The organism is Candidatus Zixiibacteriota bacterium, from assembly GCA_016933955.1.
GTDB lineage: Bacteria > Zixibacteria > MSB-5A5 > GN15 > PGXB01 > JAFGTT01.
In genome coordinates this window covers 16,901-40,497 of the sequence record JAFGTT010000002.1, presented here as the reverse complement: position 1 = coordinate 40,497, position 23,597 = coordinate 16,901, and the positions used below count along the sequence as shown (strand labels likewise).

Genomic DNA, 23,597 nt, shown 5'->3' with positions numbered 1-23,597 from the left:
TAAATCCCGGAATCCAGTTGAGGCCGGGATTTTTATTACCCCGACATATACAATCATCATGGGCAGTTACGGGTCATCAGTCCGGCTATTTCCCGTTTGAATTTGGCGGGGGAGACGTTCTTGATGCATATATCGCGGCAGTTGTTAAAGGCCGCGAACCGCCGGAGTTTCTCGACCAAGGCCGGTAGCATTTCATTGAAAGATTTAAATGATGGTTCAAACTGAAGGCTATTTAAAATCAGCCTCTGGTTTTTACGGTCGGCTTTAACATCCAGCCGGGCCACCAGGTTTTCGTTCCAGAGAATCGGCAGAACAAAATACCCATATTTTCTTTTGTGCGCCGGAAGATAGCATTCGAGAGAATAGTCAAATCCAAAAAGGCGGTTTGTCCGATGGCGCTGAATTATCAGATTATCGAAGGGCGAGAGAATGTGAAGCCGGGGTTTAGATTTTCGAAGACGCCCGGATCTTTCAAGATATTCCGTGTGTGCATAGTAAGTAACTTTTTGATCCTCCGCGATTTGCACCCCGGTCACCTCGCCGGAATCCAGAAGCTGTTTCAGGGCTTGTGCTATTGTCTCTCTCGGGGCGGCATGGAGATGATCACAAATTTCTTCCAAACGCGCGACACCGAAAGCATCAAGAGCCCGGCGGACCAAAAACCGCCCCAGCTCATCGGTTTCGGGAACCCGGGTGTCAACCTGTTCGGGCAGGACCCTTTCGGTCAGATCATAAATTCGGGAGAAATTACGTCGTTCGGTGATCATCAGTTCACCACGCCAGAAGAGCATTTCCAGAGCGGTTTTGGCCGGGCGCCAGTCCCACCAGGTGCCCCTTTTTTTGCCCGTTGAGGCGAAGTCACGGGATCCCAGAGGACCCTCACTGCGGATACGTTCCAGAATCGGTTTCATCAGGTGGCCATATTTCTTCAGTCTTTCTTTTTCCCAACTATTGCCGGGATTGACGAATCGGTGCATGCGGGGAATGTAGAAGCGATAATCGGAAATCGGCAGGTAGGAAGCGGCATGGCCCCAGTATTCGAAAATCCGGCGGTCGACGGCCTGCAGATCGTGGAGCATAGCCGGCGTATATTCGTGAAAACGGGTCCAGAGAGTGTGGTGGTGAGCCCTTTCAATAACGGCAATGGTATCGATCTGGATATAGCCGAGTTTATCCACAATCCGGGCGACGCCCTCTTTGCCTTTCGGCAGACGGGAATTATTACCAAAAAGCTGTGCTCGAAGAGCCATTCTCCGTGCGATTGATAACGGGATTTCCGGCAGGGACATATATTCCTTGTAATATCCGGTTTGTATTTTCATTGACAATTCCGGCAACTTTCCCGAAGGTCAATTATAAGTAAGAAAGATGCAAATGAGAATCACATTTTTTTAAATAATCCCTATTTTCCGATCTGATTGCTCTCTCCATTGTCCCTTGACTTTAAATATTCCATAATCTATTGTTATGACGGCTACAGAGAGCCTATTATTATGAATAATTATCCGTGTGACATATATTCAGGATTACTATATGAATGACAAGGCTTTCAATTTTTACGGGATGGCCCAGGATCAATTCGATCGTATTGCCGATATGCTTGATCTGGACAGCGGCACCAGGGAGTTTATGCGGCAACCGGTTCGTGAATATCAGTTCAGTATTCCGGTTCGCCTTGATAATGGTTCGACGCGGGTTTTTCGCGGATTCCGGGTTCAACATAATGATGCCCGCGGACCGTGTAAAGGCGGGATCCGTTTTCATCCTCAGGAAACGATAGACAAAGTACGGGCTCTGGCCATGAATATGACATGGCAATGCGGGGTGGTCGATGTCCCGCTGGGTGGAAGTCGGGGCGGGGTTATCTGCGATCCGCATGATCTGAGTATCCGGGTTCAGGAATTGATCTGCCGGGGGTGGGTCAGGCAACTGGCCCGGGTGCTGGGTCCGCTGGCGGATATCCCGGAGATCGACATTATGACGACCCCGCAACATATGCTCTGGATGCTGGATGAATATGAAAATATTCATGGCGGGCGTTATCCCGGTTTTATAACCGGGAAGCCGGTTGGTCAGGGCGGCTCCCTGGGACGGCGGGAGGCACCCGGTTTCGGGATTATATATGCTTTGCGTGAGGCGTTGAAAAGGATTAACCTGTCTCCCCGGAACACCACCGCCAGTGTGCAGGGTTTCGGTAATGTCGGTCAGCACGCCATCCGTCTATATAATCAAATCGGCGGGACGGTTAAATGCGTTTCCTGCTGGGATCAGTATGACCAGATTTCGTACGCTTACATTAGAAAAGAAGGCATCAAACCGGATGAATTGCTGAAGATCACCGATGATTTCGGGGGCATTTCCAAAGACCGGGCGCAGGACCTTGGCTATGAAGTTCGACCCGGGGAAGAATGGCTGGAGCAGGAGGTAGATATTTTGATTCCGGCCGCGCTGGAATACCAGATTACCAAGGAGAATGCCCCGGGAATCAATCCCATGGTTAAAATTATTGCCGAGGGAGCCAGGGGGCCGGTGACGCCGGAGGCTGATCGGATAATATCCGAACGGAATATATTTTTAATTCCCGATACTCTGGCCAATGCCGGCGGGGTTATCTGTAGTTATTTCGAGCAGGTTCAGAGCAATTCGAATTATTACTGGACCACAGACGAAGTCCTCGGTAAGCTTGATGTCAGGATGACGACGGCTTTTCAGGATGTCAGTGAACTGGCCCTAAAGAAGAGTCTGAATATGCGTGACGCGGCCCATCTGATTGGAATCTCGCGGGTTGCCCAGGCCTGCCGGGATCGAGGCTGGGTTTAGCCGTGGAGAGCGGTTTTGATCTTGATTTAAGACTGCGGTCTCAGGATATTATCAATGATGACGAAAATACTAAATGACGGCCGACGGTTGAGATAGACTGATAGACAGGATTGACAGATGGAAACCCGCTCGATCAAATTCGATATAGACAAAATCAAACCGTTCAGCCGTGATTTTTTCGGCTCCGACGAGGTTTTGACCCGTATCGGAACCGGGGCTATCGGGGGAAAGGCCTCCGGTCTGGCTTTTATCAAAGATTTTCTGGCTGACAAATTCGATCATCGGGCTTTCAATCAGATAACGATAAATATTCCCCGGCTGGCGGTACTGGCCACGGATGTATTCGACAGTTTCATGGAGCGTAATGGTCTCTGGGAAACGGTGCAATCCGAAGAGCCGGACAACCGAATCGCCCATGCTTTTCAAAAGGCCGACTTTCCGGCCGAGATGGTAGGGGATCTGAGGGCCCTGACCGGTTCGGTTCATACTCCGCTGGCCATAAGGTCATCAAGCCTTCTTGAAGATGCCATGTATGAGCCTTTTGCGGGGGTTTACGCCACCAAGATGATTCCCAATAACCAGCCCGATACGGATACCCGGTTTGTCAAACTGATGGAGGCGATAAAATATGTTTATGCCTCGACCTTTTTCAAGAGTGCCAGGGATTATATCCGGGCGACCGGGAAATCGCCCCGCGATGAAAAGATGGGGGTGATTATCCAGGAGGTAGTCGGATTGAAAAACGGTGAGTTTTTTTACCCGACTTTTTCCGGAGTGGCCCGTTCTTATAATTTTTATCCGATCGGACGGGCCCGGCCGGACCAGGGTGTGGTTGATCTGGCACTGGGACTGGGTAAGACGATTGTCGACGGCGGGCTGGTGTGGTGTTATTCGCCATCGTTTCCGAAGGTGACCCCGCCGGTCGGCTCAGTCGGTGAGCTTATGAAAACGACCCAGACGGAATTCTGGGCGGTAAATATGGGAAAACCGCCGGAGCATGATCCGATTAAGGAAACCGAGTACATGGTTAAAAGAACGCTGGCCGAAGCCGAATATGACGGTGTTTTGAAATATATCGCCTCAACCTACCGGCCCCAGGATGATCGACTGGTTTCGGGGATCGGTCATGATGGCCCGCGGGTTTTAACCTTCGCCCCGGTCTTAAGCGGTTATGCCATGCCCTTCAATCAGCTGGTGACATCGTTGCTGAAGATGTGCGAGGAGTCAGTCGGCAGTGAGGTGGAAATCGAGTTTGCGGTAACCCTTGACCGTAATCATGGTCTTCCGGCCCGGTTCGGATTTCTGCAGGTCCGGCCGATGGTGGTTTCGCATTCAAAAGTCGAGGTCGCTTCGGTCGAGATGTCCGTAGAAAAGGTCCTGGCGGCTTCGGAAAACGTTATGGGTAATGGCGTGGTTGAAAATATAGTCGATATTGTTTATATTCGGCCAGAGACCTTTAAGGCCCAATATACGCGCGAAATCGCCTCCGAACTGGAAGCGATCAACCGCAAAATGGCGGATACCGGGCGCAAATATCTTCTGATCGGTTTCGGACGGTGGGGAAGTTCCGATCCCTGGCTGGGGATTCCGGTCGAATGGAGTCAGATTTCCGGGGCCGGGGCAATTGTGGAGGCCACGATGCCGGATATGAATGTCGATCTCAGCCAGGGTTCACATTTTTTCCATAATATCTCGAGTTTTCAGATCTGCTATTTTATGGTACCGCATACGGGGAAATTCCGGATCGACTGGGACTGGCTGGGTAAGCAGAAGGAAGAAAGCAGGAAGGAATTCGTCAGTCATGTCAAAACGGCCGCACCGCTGACCATAAAAGTCGATGGCCGAACCGGCCGGGGAGCAATTTTCAAATGAGCAATCATAAAAAACCGGTCGAGAAACTGATAGAATCGCTCAGAGAACGGGCCAAGGAGCTTAATTGTCTGTACCGGATTGAGGAAATCCTTCGCGAACCCAATGAACCGCTCGATTCCATTTTTCAGAAGGTAGTCGAGGCGATACCGCCGGGCTGGCAGTACCCCGATGTCTGCCAGGCGAAAATAGTTTTTGAGGACCAGGTTTATGCCTCGCCGCGGTTTTTCGAGACACCCTGGTACCAGAGTGTCGATATAATCGTCCACCAGGTGGTCCTGGGCAAAATCAGTGTATATTATACCGAGGAAATGCCGCCGGCCGATGACGGTCCGTTTTTGAAAGAGGAATCGAAACTGATCGGGACCATTGCCGAACGACTCGGCAGTCATATCATGCATCAGCAGATGTCCACAATTGTCCAGGAGCTGGAAGGTTCTTGGAAGAACGGAGCCAGCCGCCAGGAATGGTCGGTGGTGCTGAAAATGCTTCGTCAGACCGACCGTAACCTTTATTTCAATATTGCCCGGAAGATGCTCAACCATCTTTGCTGGAGCGGGATTAAGGAGGCCGAGGAATTCCTGCATTCGCGGGAGGGGACGGCTTTCATGTCCAATGAAGGGCTGGAAGAGGACTGGAACCAGCCGCACCAGAGACGCGAGATTGAAATGACCACGGAATTCTGTGAAGGGGCTTTTCGGATCGCCGCGGAGAGTCTCCAGGACGAGCAGATACTTGAACTGGTTCAGAGATGGATCCAGGAAGATAAATTGAGCTTTCTGGCCCAGGTGGTCAACCGGAATCTGGCTCTGGCCGAGGTGGCCGATGCCATCCGGCGGTATCATCATATCGCGGCCGATGACCCGGATATTTTTTCGCCGAGCAAGATCGGTATTCATGTTTCCCTGATTCGGCGGTTCTTATCGGACCAGTTGTCCTATGTCAGCGTCGCCAAGGATTATATTGACGTTAATGATTTTTATCATCTTTTGCAGAAGATGATTTTCACGACCGAGAGTCACGGTAAGCTGGGCGGGAAAAGCGCCGGGCTTTACCTTGCGGCCCAGATAATTCGTAAGAAATCCGAAGAACTGGATATCCTGAAAAATATTAGAATTCCGCGAACCTGGCATGTTACTTCGGATATTCTTCTACATTTCATGCACTATAATAATTTCGATGATGTGGTCGAGCAGAAATACAAAGGCATCAACCAGGTCCGGCTGGAGTACCCCCATATCGTCCAGACGTTCAAAAACGCCCGTTTCCCGGCCGATATTGTCAAAGGATTATCGGTGGCTCTCGATGATTTCGGTAAACGACCGATAATTGTCCGCAGTTCCAGTCTGCTCGAAGATCGGGTGGGCGCGGCTTTTTCCGGTAAGTACAAAAGCCTTTTTCTGGCCAATCAGGGGACCAAACAGGAACGGCTGGAGGCACTTATGGATGCCATCGCGGAAGTCTATGCCTCGACCTTCAGTCCCGACCCGATAGAGTATCGCACCGAACGAGGCCTGATTGATTTCGGCGAGGAAATGGGCATCATGATTCAGGAAGTGGTCGGCAAACGTTACGGCCGCTATTTCCTGCCCGCCTATGCCGGTGTGGCCTTCAGCAATAATGAATTCCGCTGGTCGCCGAGTATCCGGCGTGAAGATGGTTTGATTCGGCTGGTACCGGGTCTGGGAACACGGGCGGTCGATCGGCTGGGGAATGATTATCCGGTCCTGGTCGCTCCGGGACAGCCGGGTATGAGGGTCAATGTCACGGCTGATGAAGTGGTCAGGTATTCACCTCGGGAAATTGACGTCATCAATCTGGAGACTAACAGCTTCGAGACAATCCCCATCCGCGAATTTTTGAGAGAAGTTGGCGGGGAAATGAAAGGGGTCCATAACCTGGTTTCCGTTTACCAGGATGGGCATCTCAGCCAGCCAAGCGGACTGAGTATTGATTATGATAACGATAAACTGGTGGTTACTTTTGAAGGTTTGATAGCCGGGACGTCGTTTGTAAAACAGATCGATGCTATTTTGAAAACTCTTGAACAGCGACTGGGGTACCCGGTCGACATCGAATTCGCTTCCGATGGCCAGGATTTTTATCTACTTCAGTGCCGGCCCCAGAGTCATTCGGATCGGGGAAAGCCGGCCCCGATCCCAAAGGATTTCCCCAAGAAGCAAATCGTATTTTCGGCCAACCGGTTTGTCTCCAACGGCCGGGTTCCTGATGTGACGCATATTGTTTACGTCGATCCCAAGAAATATGATAATCTGCCTGACTACAACTCGATGGCCAAGGTTGGCCGGGTGGTCGGCAAACTCAACAAGCTTCTTCCCAAACGGCAATTCATCCTGATGGGACCGGGACGCTGGGGAAGTCGGGGAGATATCAAACTCGGAGTCAGTGTTACATATTCGGATATCAGCAATACCGCGGTTCTGATCGAGATCGCTTTCAAAAAGGGTAATTATTTGCCCGATCTTTCTTTTGGAACGCATTTTTTCCAGGATCTGGTGGAGGCCAATATCCGTTATTTACCGCTTTATCCGGATGATAAGGGAGTGGAGTTCAACGAGCTGTTTCTGACGCGGTCGAAAAACATTCTGGCCGATTTTCTGCCGGAGTATCAATCCCTGGCTGAAGTGGTCCGGTTGATCGATGTTCCCAGCAATGCCGAGGGGCGGATTCTACGAGTTCTGATGAATGCCGATCTGGATGAAGCCATGGGGGTGCTGGTGCAACCGAGTACCGATACGGCCCCGATCGGGCTGGTTCAGGCCGAGGAGCATCATAAAGAGAATTACTGGCACTGGCGCCTGCGGTCGGCCGAGATGATTGCTTCTCAAATCGATCAGGCCCGTTTCGGGGTGGCGGGATGTTATATTTTCGGCAGTACCAAAAATCGCACGGCCGGGCCGGCCAGCGATATTGACCTGTTGATACATTTCCGGGGTTCGCCGGAGCAACGCCGGTTACTGGATTCCTGGCTGGAGGGCTGGAGTTTAAGCCTGGCCGATTTCAACTATTTGCGGACCGGGTATCGAACGGGGGGTTTGCTTGATGTGCATTATGTGACCGACGAGGATATCGCCTCGAAGACCAGTTACGCTCTCAAGATCGATGCCGTTACGGATGCCGCCCGGCCATTGCAGATAGGCAGACAGCCGGAATCGTCACAATAATTCCCGAACGGCCTTTTCCGGGCAATCCGGATCGAAACGAACCAGGGCCAGTTCCGGACCATCATAAGCGGCCGAAAGGCACACCGTTTTTCCTATCCGATCGCTCCAGGTGCCGGTAAGGCGCGAAGATTCATGAACGTGACCATGAAGAGTCAGAAGCGGCTGTCGCTCCGAAATAAACCTCTGCACGGCGATACTCCCGATATGAACATCGAGAGGAACATGCTCAAACATCCGGCCATCGAGATCGGCCCGGTCGAGTCTGGTCCGGTAGGGCGGGGAGTGAAATAAAAATATGGAGTGGTCGAGCCGAAAATCTCCGGTCAGGTCGGCCAGGTCCCGGGCAATCGTACTGTACCTGATCTTTTGAATTTCCCGCGGAATGGTTCGGTATCCCGCTTCCGGCGATAAGCTGCCGGGATCGACATGCCTGGAAACATCATATTTTTCCCAATCTTTCAGAAGGAAAGGAGAGGGGGGAATATGGGCATATCCATAAACAGGAAACCGATCCAGAGCCGTTTTTTTCCCGTGAATATATTCCCAGAGGCTCTCGTTTTCGATATCCATGACGGCGGTTTCTTCGAGACGGCTGTCATCGTTACCGAGGATGACAAATATCCGGGGAAATTTATCGGACAGATTCGTTTTTAATCGGGTTAATTGTGGACGGATAAAATCAAGGATAAAATTATCCGGCTGGATATCATCTTCTGCCAGCTGATTCAAGCCCGATGGCAAAAGGTCGCCGCCGAGAAAAAGAGCCTCGGGGCAATCGCGCTGTATTATATCAAAGAGCTTGCGATAAAGCCCGATTTTACCATGCAGATCCGAAACAAAAAAACAATTCATATCACTCTGACCGGTTCAGTCCAATTTCCTCAACGGCGGTTTTTATCAATATAAAAAAAAGTCCTTTATTATCCATCTAAAAAGGACAGATCGAGGAAGAGAATCATTGATTTATGGAGGGGCTTTATTAGTTGACATAAGTTCGGGGTGGGGCGTATTTTTTGCCAGTCATAAGCCTTTCATTCGGGGATTTGCCGTTGCAGGTGTATGAATTACTCAGTGTCGGAATGGTGATTCTGCTGGGACTTCTGGGCGGAAAGGTTTTTCACCGCTTCAAAATTCCCCGCGTAACCGGATATATGCTGACCGGTCTGGTCCTTGGACCATCGGTCCTGGGACTGCTTTCATCGGAGACGCTGGTCGATATCCGGATGGTCAACGATATTGCCCTGGGATTGATTCTTTTCGCCATCGGGGGCGAAATCGAACTCCAGCACCTGAAAGCTATGGGGCTCCGAGTGATTTATATCGCCCTGGCCGAAAGCGCCGGCGCTTTTGCCGCCGTTTTCATTTTCTCTTTTCTCATCTCGCGAGACTGGTCGCTGGCCGTTTTACTGGGGTCTATAAGTATTGCCACGGCGCCGGGAGTCACCCTGCTGGTTATCAGGGAGTACCGGGGCCGCGGCCCGCTGACGGATACTCTGCTGGCGGTGGTGGCCATTAATAATGTTCTCTGCCTGATCGTTTTCCGTCTAATTTTCGCGGTCTATTCTCTGGATCAGGGCATTGAATTGGTCGAAATTGTTTACGAATTGTTTAAGGAACTGCTCGGCTCGATTTTGATCGGAGGCGCGGTGGCGGCCGCGATTACATTCTGGGAACAGAAAATCGATGATTTATCGGAACTTCTGCTGGTCATAATAGGGGGGCTTCTGGTGGGTATCGGTCTGGCCAAGACCATTGGAATATCACACCTGATGGTTTGTTTGATTATCGGGGCGATTACCAATAACCTGTCGATGATGCATCGGCTGGTGTACGGCGAATTACGGCAAACCGAAATGCCCTTTTATATTGCCTTTTTCGTTCTATCAGGGGCCAGCCTGCATCTGGGGGAATTAACCGGTCTGGGAATCCTGGGAACGGCTTATCTGGTTATGCGTCCGGCGGGTAAGTACCTTGGGTCGTACCTGGCGGGGCGCAGATACAAAGCGGAACCGCAGGTAATAAATAATCTCGGAATGGCGCTGTTGCCCCAGACGGGGGTGGCGATCGGGCTGGTTATCACCGTGAGTGAATCTCATCCGGAGATGGGGCGGGTTATCGGGACGGTGATCCTGTCATCAATAATTGTCTATGAGGGTATCGGACCGTTTCTAACCCGACTGGCCCTGTCCCGGGCCGGGGAGATTCATCTTCAGGAGTAAAGGCCATTCCGATTAAAAGCGGCAATCCGGGTCTCGTCTATTTTCTCTCGGTAATAAGACGGGCGCCGCGTTTACGAGTAAAGTAATTCCAGCCCCATTGAATCATCACCAAAAGTTTATTGTCGAATTCAATCAAATAGCCGATATGCACGAAGACCCAGATCAGCCAGGCAATAAAACCGCTGAATCTGATATGGCCAAAATCGGCAATAGCGGCATTTCGTCCAATGACGGCCAGATTGCCGCGGTTGGAATAATGGAAAGGCCGTATCTTGCCGCCTTTCAGCCGTCTTTTAATAAGCCCCGCGACATAGCGACCCTGTTGCATGGCTACCGGCGCTATACCGGGAAGAGGCTCATGGCGGCCATGAGAGAAATGAGCCAGATCGCCAATAACGAAGATTGAGGGATAACCTGGCAGTGATAAATCCGGGGCGACCATGATCCGACCGAGATGATCCAGTTCGGTCCCCGTTTTTTGGGAAATAATCTTACCGAGTGCCGATGGTCTGATACCGGCGGCCCAGAGGATGGTTCCGGCTGAGATCGTTTCCGCATCGTCTCCGGATTTTATTTTGATAAGGTCATTTTCGATCGAGGTGACCAGGCATCCGGTTTTAATCGTGACCCCGAGTTTGGTGAGGGTCTTATGGGCCTTACCCGCCAATTTTTCAGGGTAGGTCGGCAAAATCCGGCGGTTTCCTTCAATCAGAATAATTCGAACCTGAATGGTGTCGAAACTGCGGAATTCACCTCGAAGGGTTTTCAGGGCCAGTTCGCCCATTGTCCCGGTCAACTCCACTCCCGTGGGTCCACCACCAATGACGACAAAGGTTAAATGACGCCGACGCTTGTCAGGATTTTTTTCCTGTTCCGCCAGTTCGAAATTCTCAAAAATTCGTTTTCGAATTTCAAGAGCATCCTCGATAGTTTTCAAACCCGGCGCTGATTTTTCCCATTCATCATGGCCGAAATAATGATGCTGAGAACCGGGGGCCAGTATCAGGGTATCATAGGGTATTTGACCAGTAGAAGTCGCGATATAACCCTGGCCGGGTTCTATATCGACCACCTCATCCTTCACAACCGTAATATTTTTATTATGGCGGAAAACCGCCCGAAGAGGAGAGGCTATATCTCCGGGAGATAATTCTCCGGTGGCCACCTGGTATAAAAGCGGCTGGAAAAGATGAAAATTCCGCCTGTCTATTATGGTTATAGAAACCCTGGCGCGTTTGAGGGATCGAGCCGCATAGAGACCGGCAAAGCCACCGCCGACAATAACCACTCGATGATGTCCACCGGGGGCCTGACCAATGATGGGAAACGGGTTTTCTGTTATGACCTTTTGGTCTATTTTGGGATTATTCCGGATTGATGTATTGTCGCTCATTCCTGACCTCTAATCAATTATAGACCATACGACTATATATAAAAACATGATTGCAGGTATAGAGTTCCGGTGGAGTCATATTGATGATTGTCAAGGAATTGAAACATTTATGTAGGCGCTCACGTAAAATTGCAGGACTTGCGTTGCCCGGATTACAGGGCCCGGGAGAAAATGACAGCGGCTTTAATTGAATACGCCCGTAAACTTGGCGCGAATCGTCTGATACTGGAGACAAGCTCCAGACTGAGACCTGCAATCGGCTTTTATAAGAAATACGGATTTAAGAAAAAAACTCCCGGCAAGGCCGAACGGTCAAAATACCGGCGATTATCTCTGATGATGCAATTGGATTTAAAATCAGTTGTTAAATAAAGGAGGATAAGATGAAGGCAATCAAATTAATGCCGCGGGCTTTGAAAACGGTTGTGGTTCTTGTTGCGGCAGTTTTGCTGGCGGGCGGTTGGGCGGTAACAGTATCGGCCCAGGTTACCAAAGCCGGTCAGGAAACGGTTTTTCCGGAGTTGAACCGGGCCATCATGACCGAAATTATCGACAGTATTTCGGGTGCTTTGAATGAGGTTTATGTTTTCCCCGAAACAGCCCGCAAGATGGAAGAGCAGCTGCGAACCAAACTTAAAGAAAACAATTATGATGCCATTAAATCTCTTCCGGAATTTACTCAGCAATTGACCGCCGATCTCCGGGAAATCAGCCGGGATCGTCATCTAAGCATAGGGTTGTATGATCCCTCCGATTTGACTTTGACCGAGATTGACACGGTTACGGATGCCCAGAGTGAGGAGCTGTACCGCCAGTTGAGTTATAATAATTTTGACTTTATAAAAGTGGAATGGATGCCGGGGAATATCGGATATATGAAGTTCAACAGCTTCAATGAAGCATCATTAGCGGGTGAGACGGCCGCTTCGGCTCTGGGCTTTCTGGCCCACTGCGATGCCCTGATTATTGATCTGCGGGACAACGGCGGGGGTTCCCCGAGCCTGATACAATTTATCACCAGTTATTTTTTTGAAGAAACGGTCCATCTGAACAGTTTTTATATCCGCCAGACGGATTCGATTCAGCAATTCTGGACCTCGGGTTATGTGCCGGGGAAGAAAATGACCAAAGTCGATCTGTATGTGTTGACCTCGAGTTTTACCTTTTCGGGTGCCGAGGAGTTTACGTACAATTTGAAGAACCTGAAACGGGCGACAATTATCGGCGAGACCACCGGAGGAGGGGCCCATCCGGTCGAGGGGCGGATATTCCCCAACCTGTATATCTCCATGTCGCTTCCTTACGGTCGGGCAATCAATCCGATAAGCGGGACCAACTGGGAGGGAACCGGAGTGGATCCGGATATAAAGGTCCCTCGTGACCGGGCTCTGGATGTGGCTTACCGCGAGGCTATTAACAAGCTGTATGAAAAAGTGGAAGATGATGATGTGAAGGCCAATCTGGAATGGGTTAAAACAGGTATTGACAGCAAAATGAACCCGGTCAAACTGGATGCGAAAGTCGCAAAGAAATATACCGGTATTTATGGACCGAGGACGATTATATTTGAAAATGGCGAGTTGTATTATCAGCGGGAAAACCGTCCAAAATATAAGATGATCCCGATGTCGGATAATCTTTTCCGTTTTGATGAACTCGATTATTTCCGTCTGGAAGTGGTTAAGGATAATAACGGACATCCGGTTGAACTGGTCGGGCATTACCAGGGCGGGTACAAGGATATATCACCGCGAACCGACAAGAAATAACGGTGAAATTATTGACATTATCAGGCCGAAGGGAGTCCCTTCGGCCTTTTCTGCGCGATGAAATTTAGAATCAGTCGCCTCAAATAGAACTCAAGATACAATTAACATTCAAAATCCTTTCGCATTTCAGGACAAAGCCTGCGTATGCTTATTAAAATTATAATTATATTATTTTATAACCGGTTAAGAGCGATTGAAAGAGACCGGACAGTCATCGGAAAGGATTATGAAAAGGGGCTTCCTGCTATTTCTACATAAAGTTTATAAAATTAATGATAAATTTTGATAGGCCGGGAACAATTCGTGAATTTATTGGTAATAGGAATTACTTTTATTAAGTTAATATATGAAAAAGACAGTTAAACAGAGAATGACCCGGCAGAGGGCGGCGATTTACGAGGAGCTACAGAGCCTGAAAACCCATCCCACGGCCGACGAGCTTTATCATATAGTTCGCAGAAAGCTTCCCCAAATAAGCCTGGGAACGGTTTACCGTAATCTTGACAGGCTGGTCGAAACCGGGCAGGTTCGAAAGCTTGATGGGGGCGGGCAGGGACGATTCGATGCCGATTTATCGGAACATTATCATATCCGGTGTCTGCGCTGTAACCGGATTGATGATATTCACGAGCCGGTATCGGTGCGGATTCAGGGCGGACCGGGGGATAATAGTGATTTCGAGGTTTTCGGCTACAATCTGGAATTTTCCGGCATCTGCCGGGAATGCCGGGGAAAAAACAAAGCCGGATTAAATTCACGTCAAAAAAATATTGAGTGATGATGAGGTTGACTTTGACGGGCTTTTATAGTACACTTTCTCTAATTCATTGGGGAATTTATCAGTAATATTTTAATTTATACCAATTTAATGGAGGCTGACTATATGTCTACGAAAGAGATTCAGGAAAAATTGGTCGAGAATATGAAGCGCTGGCAGAAAATCGAAAACGCTTCGGTAGCCTCGACCGGCAGAATCATCGAATCAACCGATAATCCGGTGGTTCGTATGATTATGGAAATCATCCAGAGAGATTCCCAGTTTCATTACCGGGTCCAGGAATTTATCGCCGACAGTCTAACCACCAAGACGGTGGCTTTCAGTACCGATGAACTGGGCGAGGTCTGGGATATGATAGAGAAACATATTCAACTGGAGGAGAAAACGATGGAGCTGGCCAAAGAGTCTCTCGGCGCTCTCAAGGGAAAGAAGATGCTGGTCCAGGAGTACCTTCTCAACTACCTGATGGAAGATGAAGCGAAGCACAACAAAATACTGGGCCACCTGGAGAAGATAAAGAAGGGCGCCTATCCGTACGCCTGATAAGGATGCTTTAAAAGGGACTTTTATGAGTGAACGCAAGAATGTGATTTTGATGAAAGGTAACCCTGTGACCCTGGTTGGGAATGAAGTCAGGGTCGGGGATATGGCTCCCGAGGCGACGGTTCTGGATGAGGGTTTAAAACCGGTCAAGTTGTCGTCATTTCACGGCAAGGTGGTGGTTCTGGTGACGGTTCCATCGCTTGACACGCCGGTATGTGATACCGAGACAAGGCGTTTCAATAAAGAGGCGGCCGGGTTCGGTAAAGATGCGGCGGTTGTGACGGTCAGTATGGATCTGCCTTTCGCCCAGAAGCGATGGTGTGGGGCGGCCGGAATAGACAGCGTTAAGGTTTACTCCGATTATCGCGAGGCCTCGCTGGGTAATGCTTACGGGGTTTTAATCAAGGAGCTTCGTTTGCTGGCCAGGACAGTATTCGTTATTGATCGGACCGGCAAGGTAACCTACGTGCAGTATGTCAAGGAGACTGCATCCGAGCCGGATTATGCCGCGGTGATCGAAGCGGTTAAAAAGACGGTATGATTGGATGGTATTGGAACGATCCGGAAGAAGGCATAGGAAATGGAATATCGAATTGAAAAAGACAGCATGGGTGAAGTAAAGGTTCCTATCGGGGCTTATTACGGGGCTCAAACGCAACGGGCGGTGGATAATTTCCGGGTAAGCAACCTGCGATTACCGCGCAGTTTTGTGGCGGCCCAGGCAATTATCAAGAAAGCCGCGGCCCGGGCGCACATGGATTCCGGATTGCTCGACAAAACCATCGGTGAGGCGCTTGTCCGTGCGGCCGATGAAATTATCGCCGGCAAATTCGATGAGCATTTTGTGGTCGATGCCTTTCAGGCCGGGGCCGGGACCTCGCAAAATATGAATGTCAATGAGGTTATGGCCAACCGGGCCTCGGAAATAATAACCGGCCGCACTGGCGGTTTCGGCCGGGTTCATCCCAACGATCATGCCAATATGGGGCAGTCCACCAATGATACCATTCATGTGGCCATTCATATTTCCGGTTATATCGAAATCAGACAGAAATTACTGCCCGCGATTGAACGACTGGAAAAGGCTCTGGCCGGGAAAGCGGCCGAGTTCGATGATATCATCAAGTCGGGCCGGACGCATCTTCAGGATGCCGTTCCCATGCGGCTGGGACAGGAATTCGGCGGTTTCGCGGCCATGGCGGGTAATAGCCGTCGCCGGGTGGAACATGCCGCCGAGGGACTTTTGGAACTCTGTCTTGGAGGGACGGCGGTCGGAACCGGTTTGAACACCGAAGCCGGTTATAAGGAAGAGGCTATCAGATATATCAATGAAGCCACGGGGTATCATTTCCGCAAGGCAAACAACCTGTTCGAGGCGATGCAGAATCTTGATGCCGTGGTCGAGGTCTCGGGGACCCTGCGGGTTCTGGTAACCGGTCTGAAGAAAATCGCCGATGATTTTCGTTTACTCAGTTCCGGGCCGAGAACCGGTCTGGCCGAGATACAACTTCCGGCGGTACAGCCGGGTTCTTCGATCATGCCGGGGAAAGTCAATCCGGTCCTGGCGGAAATGCTGGATATGGTGTGTTTTCATGCTCTCGGGTGTGACAGCACCATTTTGTATGCGGCCCAGGCCGGGCAGTTGCAGCTTAACGTTATGATGCCGATTGTGGGTTATAATTTGCTTCAGATGGTTGATATTCTGACCGGCGGAATCAACAGTTTTGTCGAACGATGTGTCACGGGTATTACGGCCGATGAAAAGCAATGCCGATTGTACGCGGAAAAAAGCACGGCCCTGGCGACAGCGCTGAATCCGCATATCGGTTATCAGAAGGCCGCCGAACTGGCCAAAGAGGCGTTGGAAAAGGATGAACTTATCCGCGACCTGGTAATATCACACAAGATTATCGACCCGGACCAGGCGGATAAAATTCTTGATATTCGGTCGATGACGATTAATCCGGAGGAAAAGAGTAAAAAATAATCCGGGCTATGAAATTTTTCAGTGGAGGACTTGGGGTATGACGGAAAAAATGCAGGTTTACAAATGTGAGGTGTGCGGTAACATGGTTGAGGTGGTGCATGCTTCCGGCGGGACACTGGCTTGCTGTGGTCAGAATATGACCCTGTTGAAGCCGGGAACGGTCGATGCCGCCCTTGAAAAGCATGTGCCGGTCATTGAAAAAGTCAATGGCGGCTTTAAAGTCAAGGTCGGTCAGGTAGCCCACCCGATGGAAGAAAAACATTTTATCGAATGGATCGAAGTAATTGCCGACGGCCGGGTTTATCGTCGCTGGTTAAAGCCGGGAGAGGTTCCCGAGGCTATGTTTGAGATCGAAGCGGATAAGATTGTAGCCAGGGAATACTGCAATCTACACGGTTTATGGAAAGCGTAGTTGCTTTTTCGGGAAATTTTAATAAATATAGGGCTGATAATGGCTTAAACAGCCGGTTCGGGTTGATACCCGGTGGGACATTAATTTACTGGAGGAGAGAGTCGTGAAATTAGATTCAATCGAAAAAGTACTTGATTTTGCAATCGAAAAAGAACAGGACGCATCCGACTTCTATACCGATCTGGCCGCCCGGATGACGAAAAAACACATGAAAGAAGTTTTCGAACAATTTTCCCTTGAAGAGAAGAGTCACAAGGCCAAGTTGCAGCAAATCAAAGGTGGTAAGCTGGATTTATCCTCGACCAAGCAGAAAATCATGAATCTTAAAATCGCCGAAGGATTGATTGATATCCCGTGGGATGCGGAAATGGATTTCCAGCAGGCTTTGATTGTGGCCATGAAGGCCGAAAAAGCCTCCTTCAAGCTTTATACCGATCTGGCCGCGTTAACCGATGATCCCAATATCAAAAATATGTTTCTGGGACTGGCCCAGGAAGAGGCCAAGCACAAACTTCGTTTTGAAATCGAGTATGATGAAAATGTATTGACGGAAAACTGATACTTTTTTGAAAGGATAAGAATATGAATAAGAAAATCGAAAAGGCTTTCAATGATCAGATTAATGAGGAGTTGTTTTCGTACTATCTTTACCTGTCCATGTCGGCCTGGTTCAGTACGAAGAATTTCGAGGGTTTCGCGGCCTGGATGAAAGCCCAGGCAAAGGAAGAAATGGTCCATGCCATGAAGTTTTTCGATCATATCCAGGAACGGGGCGGAACGGTTAAATTGCAGCCGATCAAAGGTCCCAAGACCGAATGGAAATCACCTCTGGAGGCATTCCAGGAGTCGTTGAAACATGAGAAGCATATCACCGGTTGCATCGAGAAGCTGGTCAAGCTGTCGATGGCGGAGAATGATTTTGCCTCGAACAGCATGCTTAACTGGTTTATCGACGAGCAGGTGGAAGAAGAAGCCTCGGTGGGATTGATGGTCGAGCATATGAAGATGGTGTCCGACAGCACCGGTGCTCTTTTCATGATGGATCGTGAAGCCGGAAAACGAGGCGCGGCCAAGTAGAAGCTTACCTACGGCTATGATAACCAGGGAAGCTAATGCGATTGTCGCCCAGCGTATCGAGGTGGCGCCGGGGCTGATTAAGTTACGGGTTGTTCCCAATGGATGGGAACTGCCCGACTTCACCCCCGGACAGTACAGTATTCTGGGATTACCGGGTTCTGCGGCCCGGTGTCCTTCGGCCGATCCTCAGGGGGATCCTCTGGCTGATCCGGACAAACTCATCCTCAGGGCATATTCAGTAGCCTCGTCATCGGTGGCCAAGGCATACCTTGAATATTATATCGCTCTGGTGTACTCCGGATCGCTCACACCGCGTTTATTTAACCTGAAGATCGGGGATAAGCTGTGGCTATCGACTCACTTTTCCGGAATGTTCACTCTTTCGGATGTTCCGAATGAGTTAAATGCCGTTCTGATTGCCACCGGGACCGGGTTGGCGCCTTATATGAGTATGATCCGGACCGAAGCCGCCGAAGGTTTGAGACATCGTTTCGCCGTCATTCATGGAGCCCGGCATTCGTGGGATTTGGGTTACAACAATGAACTGCGAACTCTGGATTTGATGGCCAAAAATTTCAATTATTTCCCCATCATCAGTGAACCCGAAAGAGAATGGACACCCTGGAAAGGATACCGCGGTTTTGTCCAGAAAATCTGGGAAGATGGGGCTCTTGATAAAGCCTGGGGATTTCATCCGACGCCGAAGGACACTCATATTTTTCTCTGCGGCAACCCGATGATGATCGATGGTATGATAAGACTCCTGGGGAAAGAGGGTTTTATCGAAAGCGGTTCGGACAGGCCGGGGCAGATTCATCTCGAGAAGTATGATTGAACCGGGATACCGCCATTGATGAAATGGGGTATCGCCGGCCGGGACCGAGTGATGGAAATAACCTGTCTCAGTCATTAGAATTTGGGAGTTAATTTAAAAATACAGATGCCGGGGTATTGCTGACCCGCGAAATAATACACATGGAGGAGACTCAATGGATTTAGATCCGGTTGTACTGTCGCGGATTCAATTTGCGATGACGATCGGTTTTCATTTCATATTCCCGCCGGTTTCGATCGGACTGGCCTGGTTGCTGGTCATAATCGAGGGAATCGGATGGAAGACAGGGAATGAAACCTATATTGGGGCGGGGAAATTTTTCAGCAAGGTTTTGGCTCTGACGTTTGCCATGGGAGTGGCCACCGGTATCGTCATGGAGTTTCAGTTCGGGACCAACTGGGCCGAGTATTCGAAATTCGTCGGCGATATTTTCGGCGCACCGCTGGCGGCCGAGGGTATTTTCGCCTTTTTTATGGAGTCGGCCTTTCTGGGTTTGTACCTGTTCGGACGCAAACGCCTTTCCAAGGGGATTCACTGGTTTTCGATTTTGATGGTGGCGGTGGGGGCAACTATTTCCGCTTTCTGGATTCTGGTGGCCAATTCCTGGCAGCAGACTCCGGCCGGGTATGTTTTGCAGAATGGTCGGGCGGAATTGACCAGTTTCTATGAAGCGGTTTTCAATCCCTCCACGTTGATAAGATTTTTCCACACCATGACGGCCTCAGTGATATCCGGAGCTTTTTTCCTGGCCGGTATTTCAGCTTATTTACTGCATAAGAAAAAGGAACTGCCATTCGCCCGGAAGGCTTTGAAAGTTGCGATTATTGCGGGCCTGATATTTTCTTTGCTAGCGGTGTTTCCAACCGGTCATGAACATGCCAGGCAGGTGGCCCGGACCCAGCCGGAAAAATTCGCGGCGATCGAGGGATTGTATTCCGGGCAAAGACAGGCGCCACTGCTCCTGTTTGGATTTGTCAATGCCGCGCCACCTCCGGAGATGCAGGCGGCTGTTGAGATTCCGGGATTGTTGAGCTGGATGGCTTTCGGAGATATCGATGCCCATGTGCAGGGTATCGATGAGTTTCCGGCCGATGAAATCCCCCCGTTATGGCTGACGTTCGTCTCGTTTCATAACATGGTTATCCTGGGGCTGTTTTTTATTGGCGTAACGGGACTGGGCGTGTTTTTCCTGTATCGTAAAAGGCTCTATGATAAAAAATGGTATTATAAACTCCTGATTGTTTCTTTGCCGTTACCGGTAGTGGCCTGTCAGTTCGGATGGGTCGCGGCCGAGGTCGGCCGGCAGCCCTGGGTGGTGTACCGGATGCTGAAAACGGCTGATGCCATTTCGCTGACGGTTTCGGCGGGGGAGATTCTCTTTTCGATCATACTTTTCGGATTGGTTTACCTGATGTTGTTTATCCTGTATGTTTTTCTATTGGTACGGGAGGCCAATCACAGTCTGCACGGCGGGGCAGTCAAGGAGGTGACGGCGTAATGGATCTCAACACAGTCTGGTTTTTGCTGGTGGGTGTTCTGATAATCGGCTACGCCATCCTGGACGGTTTCGATTTCGGAGTGGGGATACTGCATCTTTTTGCCCGGGATGAAAAAGAGCGCCGTATAAATCTCAACGCCATCGGTCCGGTCTGGGACGGTAATGAGGTCTGGTTGCTGACGGCCGGGGGAGCGCTTTTTGCCGCCTTTCCGTTTGTTTATGCCACCGTCTTCAGCGGTTTTTACCTGGCCTTGATGCTTCTTCTGGTAGCCCTGATTTTTCGGGCGGTATCGCTGGAATTCAGGGGTAAGGTCGATTCCCCGGGATGGAAAAAATTCTGGGACTGGTCGTTCGGCCTGGGCTCGCTTCTTCCCGCGATTCTATTCGGGGTTGCGGTCGGTAATATCCTGCGCGGAATCCCGATCGATTCCAATGGTATTTTTACCGGTTCCTTTATCGGGCTTTTGAATCCTTATGCGATTTTGATCGGAGTTCTGAGTATGGTCATGTTCCTGATGCACGGGGCTATCTATATGACCATGAAAACCGATGGAGAACTTCGTGACCGGATGATCCGGTGGGCATCAACGATGTGGATGATGATGATTGCTGTTTATATTGCCGCAACGGTGGCATCCATATTCACGGCGGCCTATCTTTTTGACGGTGTTCTGGACAATCCGGTTTTCTGGATATTGTTTTTGCTTCTGCTCGGGGCCATTGTCTATATACCGCTGTCGTTGAAGGCGGGCCGGTATGGACGTTCGTTTTTGTCATCGTCGGTGATGATTGCCTGCATGATCGGGCTGGCGGCGGTCGGGATGTTTCCGGCGCTGGTTCCCTCGAGTATTAACGCGGCTTACAGCCTGACCATTTATAATGCCTCTTCGACGTCGAGGACGCTGACGGTGATGCTGATTATTGCGGGTATTGGAATGCCCCTGGTGATAATTTATTCGGCCTATATATACCGGGTTTTCAGGGGGACCACCGTAATAGGGGAAGAAAGCTATTGAGGTTTCCCGGTTGGCAACGGTTGGAAATCAATGGAAAGATAATATCCTTTGAATCTTTACCGGGATTATCTATAATTGGAATATTCAATTTTTTATATGGTTTTAAGGAGGATGGATGCCAGCCACGAAGAAGGCCGCCAAACCCGGCTTAAAACAGGTCGGTCTGCCGGAAGAAACCCTTAGGGGTCTATATTATAATCTTCTGAAGACCCGGACGCTGGACGAGCGGTTTCGTAAGCTGTTCCGTCAGGGGCGTTTTGCCGGGACCTATTTTTCGGCCGTGGGACAGGAGGCCACCACGGTGGGCCCGACTTACGGATTGCGTGATGATGATATTCTGGCTTCGTCGCATCGCGAGATTGGCGCCGCGGTGACCAAGGGAATTCCGCTGGTTAATATTGTCGCCCAGGTATACGCACGGGCCAATTCACCCGATAAGGGGAAGACTCATCCCTGCCATTATTCCTGGCGGGATAAAGGAGTATTTACTCCGGCCTCAACGCTGGCCGGGCAGACGGTGGTTGGAACCGGATGTGCCATGGGTTTCAAACTTCAGAAAAAGGACAATGTCGTGGTTGCCTTTTTCGGGGAAGGCGCCACCGCCCGCGGCGGCTGGCATGAGGCGGTCAATTATGCCGGCATACATAAATTACCGATTGTCTATATCTGCCAGAATAATCTCTGGGCCGAATCGGTTCCGGCGCATATGCAGGCCGGTATAGAGAATTTCTCCGACCGCGCCAAAGCTTACGGTTTTCCTGGTATTACCATCGACGGTAATGATATCGTCCTGGTTCACAAAACTGCCGCGGAAGCCATCAAACGGGCCAGGGCCGGGGAGGGTCCGACCCTGATCGAATGCAAGACATATCGCTATTATGGGCATTCCGAAATCGATCCGGCCGATTACCGCCGCGAGGAAGAAATCGAGGAGTGGAAGAAAAAGGATACGGTGACCCGGGCCGAGCGAATGATGATGGATCTGGGATTATTGACCGATCAGCAGAGAGAGGCCATGATCGAAGACATCAATCATGAAATCGATGAAGCCGTGAATATCTGCGAGAAAGAAAAATATGTGGAACCGGAAGAAGCTTACAATGATGTGTACTCCAAGTATTTTCCGGTCCGCCGGGATGAATATTGAGGAATCCGGCGATGTCGATGATCGTGCCTTCAGACAGGATAATAGGTATCGGGAGATAGAATGAAAAAGACGAGTTTTATTGAAGCCATCACCCAGGCGCTTTATGAAGAAATGGAGCGCGATGAACGGGTGTTCATGATCGGCCAGGATATCGGCGTGTACGGCGGCGTTTTTAAAGCCACCAAAGGTTTGCTGGATCGATTCGGGGCCGAGCGGGTGATTGATGCTCCGATATCCGAGGTATATATTGCGGGCGGATCGGTCGGGGCGGCCCTGGTGGGATGCCGGCCGGTGGCCGAAATCCAATTCGCCGATTTTATCACGCCTTCGATGGACCAGATCATCCAGCAGATGGCCAAAATGCGCTACCGGACCGGCGGGCAGTGGTCCTGCCCGATGACCATCCGGGTGTGTTGCGGCGGCGATGTAGGCGGCGGATTGTACCATTCGCAGATAAACGAGCAGTGGTTTTTCTCCCAGCCGGGTTTGATCGTTTTATTACCGTCGACTGCCTACGATGCCAAAGGATTGCTCAAATCGGCCATCCGCGGCGAGGATCCGGTGATTTTTTTCGAACATAAGCGGTTGTACCGCTGGATAAAGGAAGAATTACCCGATGAGGATTTCACCGTGCCGATCGGCAAGGCGGCCATAAGAAAAGAAGGGGAAGATATTACTCTGGTTGCCTACGGTTTGATGGCTCATCGCTCGATGGAAGCCGCGGCCGGTCTGGAAAAAGAGGGTATCTCGGCGGAAGTTATCGATATGCGGACGATTCTGCCCTGGGACCGGGAAACGATCTTTGAATCGGTTAAGAAGACCTCGAAAGTGGTCCTGGTTCAGGAAGGCACCAAGACCGGCGGAGTTATGGCCGAAGTAGGAGCGGCCATAGCCGAAGAATTGTTCGATTATCTTGACGCCCCGGTCAGCCGGGTGTGCGGTCTGGATGTCCCGGCGATACCATTTGCGCCGCCGATGGAGCACTTTTTTCTGCCCAATGCCGAGAAAATTACCAATGTTGTTAAAAAAGTTCTGGAATATTAGGGAGG

21 protein-coding genes are annotated in these 23,597 nt (G+C 50.3%); 18 read left to right on the top strand and 3 right to left on the bottom strand.

Annotated features, from left to right (window positions below):
- Nucleotides 1-56: 56 nt before the first annotated feature.
- Nucleotides 57-1,322: a YcaQ family DNA glycosylase gene (locus tag JXQ28_00455; protein MBN2276195.1), complete on the bottom strand. Its 1,266-nt coding sequence runs from the start codon at nt 1,320-1,322 to the stop codon at nt 57-59.
- 211 nt (nt 1,323-1,533) lie between these two features.
- Here JXQ28_00455 and JXQ28_00450 point away from each other — a divergent pair, with 211 nt between their 5' ends.
- The 3 genes from JXQ28_00450 to JXQ28_00440 all read left to right on the top strand — a co-directional run bounded on the left by JXQ28_00450 (nt 1,534) and on the right by JXQ28_00440 (nt 7,874).
- On the top strand, nt 1,534-2,820 hold the full coding sequence (locus tag JXQ28_00450) for a Glu/Leu/Phe/Val dehydrogenase (protein MBN2276194.1): 1,287 nt from the start codon (nt 1,534-1,536) through the stop codon (nt 2,818-2,820).
- 117 nt (nt 2,821-2,937) lie between these two features.
- On the top strand, nt 2,938-4,692 hold the full coding sequence (locus JXQ28_00445) for a hypothetical protein (GenBank protein ID MBN2276193.1): 1,755 nt from the start codon (nt 2,938-2,940) through the stop codon (nt 4,690-4,692).
- Entirely contained in the window at nt 4,689-7,874 is a 3,186-nt protein-coding gene (locus JXQ28_00440; GenBank protein MBN2276192.1) for a nucleotidyltransferase domain-containing protein, read from the top strand. Before JXQ28_00445 ends, JXQ28_00440 begins: the two co-directional genes overlap by 4 nt.
- Here the strand turns inward: JXQ28_00440 and JXQ28_00435 are convergent.
- Entirely contained in the window at nt 7,866-8,726 is an 861-nt protein-coding gene (locus JXQ28_00435; protein ID MBN2276191.1) for a metallophosphoesterase, read from the bottom strand. The genes JXQ28_00440 and JXQ28_00435 overlap by 9 nt on opposite strands.
- A gap of 161 nt (nt 8,727-8,887) precedes the next feature.
- On the opposite strand from JXQ28_00435, the gene JXQ28_00430 reads away from it, so the two are divergent.
- Nucleotides 8,888-10,093, top strand: a complete 1,206-nt coding sequence (locus JXQ28_00430; GenBank protein MBN2276190.1) for a cation:proton antiporter — start codon at nt 8,888-8,890, stop codon at nt 10,091-10,093.
- 37 nt (nt 10,094-10,130) lie between these two features.
- Here JXQ28_00430 and JXQ28_00425 read toward each other — a convergent pair whose 3' ends face one another.
- A complete protein-coding gene (locus tag JXQ28_00425) occupies nt 10,131-11,486 on the bottom strand; it encodes an NAD(P)/FAD-dependent oxidoreductase (protein MBN2276189.1) in 1,356 nt (451 codons plus the stop codon).
- Between the two features lie 171 nt (nt 11,487-11,657).
- Between JXQ28_00425 and JXQ28_00420 the strand changes: the two genes are divergently transcribed.
- From JXQ28_00420 to JXQ28_00355, 14 genes are all read left to right on the top strand, one after another.
- Nucleotides 11,658-11,858: a GNAT family N-acetyltransferase gene (locus JXQ28_00420; GenBank protein ID MBN2276188.1), complete on the top strand. Its 201-nt coding sequence runs from the start codon at nt 11,658-11,660 to the stop codon at nt 11,856-11,858.
- A gap of 11 nt (nt 11,859-11,869) precedes the next feature.
- Entirely contained in the window at nt 11,870-13,255 is a 1,386-nt protein-coding gene (locus tag JXQ28_00415; GenBank protein ID MBN2276187.1) for a S41 family peptidase, read from the top strand.
- Between the two features lie 346 nt (nt 13,256-13,601).
- Complete coding sequence (locus tag JXQ28_00410; GenBank protein ID MBN2276186.1) at nt 13,602-14,033, top strand: transcriptional repressor; 432 nt, start codon at nt 13,602-13,604, stop codon at nt 14,031-14,033.
- Nucleotides 14,034-14,138: 105 nt separating this feature from the next.
- The gene (locus JXQ28_00405; GenBank protein ID MBN2276185.1) at nt 14,139-14,576 is read left to right on the top strand and encodes a hypothetical protein; all 438 of its coding nucleotides are present in this window, start codon (nt 14,139-14,141) and stop codon (nt 14,574-14,576) included.
- A gap of 25 nt (nt 14,577-14,601) precedes the next feature.
- Nucleotides 14,602-15,117, top strand: coding sequence for a thiol peroxidase (gene tpx / locus JXQ28_00400; protein MBN2276184.1), 516 nt, complete (start codon nt 14,602-14,604; stop codon nt 15,115-15,117).
- A gap of 39 nt (nt 15,118-15,156) precedes the next feature.
- The gene (locus JXQ28_00395; protein ID MBN2276183.1) at nt 15,157-16,563 is read left to right on the top strand and encodes an aspartate ammonia-lyase; all 1,407 of its coding nucleotides are present in this window, start codon (nt 15,157-15,159) and stop codon (nt 16,561-16,563) included.
- A gap of 37 nt (nt 16,564-16,600) precedes the next feature.
- Nucleotides 16,601-16,975 (top strand): desulfoferrodoxin, encoded by a 375-nt coding sequence (locus tag JXQ28_00390; GenBank protein ID MBN2276182.1) that lies wholly within the window; start codon nt 16,601-16,603, stop codon nt 16,973-16,975.
- An 88-nt stretch (nt 16,976-17,063) separates the two neighbouring features.
- Complete coding sequence (locus tag JXQ28_00385) at nt 17,064-17,534, top strand: ferritin family protein (GenBank protein MBN2276181.1); 471 nt, start codon at nt 17,064-17,066, stop codon at nt 17,532-17,534.
- 23 nt (nt 17,535-17,557) lie between these two features.
- Nucleotides 17,558-18,052 (top strand): ferritin, encoded by a 495-nt coding sequence (locus JXQ28_00380; GenBank protein ID MBN2276180.1) that lies wholly within the window; start codon nt 17,558-17,560, stop codon nt 18,050-18,052.
- Nucleotides 18,053-18,068: 16 nt separating this feature from the next.
- Nucleotides 18,069-18,887: a ferredoxin--NADP reductase gene (locus JXQ28_00375; protein ID MBN2276179.1), complete on the top strand. Its 819-nt coding sequence runs from the start codon at nt 18,069-18,071 to the stop codon at nt 18,885-18,887.
- A gap of 154 nt (nt 18,888-19,041) precedes the next feature.
- Nucleotides 19,042-20,385, top strand: coding sequence for a cytochrome ubiquinol oxidase subunit I (locus tag JXQ28_00370; GenBank protein MBN2276178.1), 1,344 nt, complete (start codon nt 19,042-19,044; stop codon nt 20,383-20,385).
- A complete protein-coding gene (gene cydB / locus JXQ28_00365) occupies nt 20,385-21,401 on the top strand; it encodes a cytochrome d ubiquinol oxidase subunit II (protein MBN2276177.1) in 1,017 nt (338 codons plus the stop codon). Before JXQ28_00370 ends, cydB begins: the two co-directional genes overlap by 1 nt.
- Nucleotides 21,402-21,516: 115 nt before the next feature.
- The gene (locus JXQ28_00360; GenBank protein MBN2276176.1) at nt 21,517-22,548 is read left to right on the top strand and encodes a thiamine pyrophosphate-dependent dehydrogenase E1 component subunit alpha; all 1,032 of its coding nucleotides are present in this window, start codon (nt 21,517-21,519) and stop codon (nt 22,546-22,548) included.
- 60 nt (nt 22,549-22,608) lie between these two features.
- Complete coding sequence (locus tag JXQ28_00355; protein MBN2276175.1) at nt 22,609-23,592, top strand: alpha-ketoacid dehydrogenase subunit beta; 984 nt, start codon at nt 22,609-22,611, stop codon at nt 23,590-23,592.
- Nucleotides 23,593-23,597: the final 5 nt, after the last annotated feature.

Excerpts from the sequence above, each read along its gene's own strand:
- JXQ28_00455 (MBN2276195.1), bottom strand. The coding sequence starts at position 1,322 with ATGAAAATACAAACCGGATATTACAAGGAATATATGTCCCTGCCGGAA.
- JXQ28_00450 (MBN2276194.1), top strand. The coding sequence starts at position 1,534 with ATGAATGACAAGGCTTTCAATTTTTACGGGATGGCCCAGGATCAATTC.
- JXQ28_00445 (MBN2276193.1), top strand. The coding sequence starts at position 2,938 with ATGGAAACCCGCTCGATCAAATTCGATATAGACAAAATCAAACCGTTC.
- JXQ28_00440 (MBN2276192.1), top strand. The coding sequence starts at position 4,689 with ATGAGCAATCATAAAAAACCGGTCGAGAAACTGATAGAATCGCTCAGA.
- JXQ28_00435 (MBN2276191.1), bottom strand. The coding sequence starts at position 8,726 with ATGAATTGTTTTTTTGTTTCGGATCTGCATGGTAAAATCGGGCTTTAT.
- JXQ28_00425 (MBN2276189.1), bottom strand. The coding sequence starts at position 11,486 with ATGAGCGACAATACATCAATCCGGAATAATCCCAAAATAGACCAAAAG.
- JXQ28_00420 (MBN2276188.1), top strand. The coding sequence starts at position 11,658 with ATGACAGCGGCTTTAATTGAATACGCCCGTAAACTTGGCGCGAATCGT.
- JXQ28_00415 (MBN2276187.1), top strand. The coding sequence starts at position 11,870 with ATGAAGGCAATCAAATTAATGCCGCGGGCTTTGAAAACGGTTGTGGTT.
- JXQ28_00410 (MBN2276186.1), top strand. The coding sequence starts at position 13,602 with ATGAAAAAGACAGTTAAACAGAGAATGACCCGGCAGAGGGCGGCGATT.
- JXQ28_00405 (MBN2276185.1), top strand. The coding sequence starts at position 14,139 with ATGTCTACGAAAGAGATTCAGGAAAAATTGGTCGAGAATATGAAGCGC.
- tpx (MBN2276184.1), top strand. The coding sequence starts at position 14,602 with ATGAGTGAACGCAAGAATGTGATTTTGATGAAAGGTAACCCTGTGACC.
- JXQ28_00395 (MBN2276183.1), top strand. The coding sequence starts at position 15,157 with ATGGAATATCGAATTGAAAAAGACAGCATGGGTGAAGTAAAGGTTCCT.
- JXQ28_00390 (MBN2276182.1), top strand. The coding sequence starts at position 16,601 with ATGACGGAAAAAATGCAGGTTTACAAATGTGAGGTGTGCGGTAACATG.
- JXQ28_00380 (MBN2276180.1), top strand. The coding sequence starts at position 17,558 with ATGAATAAGAAAATCGAAAAGGCTTTCAATGATCAGATTAATGAGGAG.
- JXQ28_00375 (MBN2276179.1), top strand. The coding sequence starts at position 18,069 with ATGATAACCAGGGAAGCTAATGCGATTGTCGCCCAGCGTATCGAGGTG.
- JXQ28_00370 (MBN2276178.1), top strand. The coding sequence starts at position 19,042 with ATGGATTTAGATCCGGTTGTACTGTCGCGGATTCAATTTGCGATGACG.
- cydB (MBN2276177.1), top strand. The coding sequence starts at position 20,385 with ATGGATCTCAACACAGTCTGGTTTTTGCTGGTGGGTGTTCTGATAATC.
- JXQ28_00360 (MBN2276176.1), top strand. The coding sequence starts at position 21,517 with ATGCCAGCCACGAAGAAGGCCGCCAAACCCGGCTTAAAACAGGTCGGT.
- JXQ28_00355 (MBN2276175.1), top strand. The coding sequence starts at position 22,609 with ATGAAAAAGACGAGTTTTATTGAAGCCATCACCCAGGCGCTTTATGAA.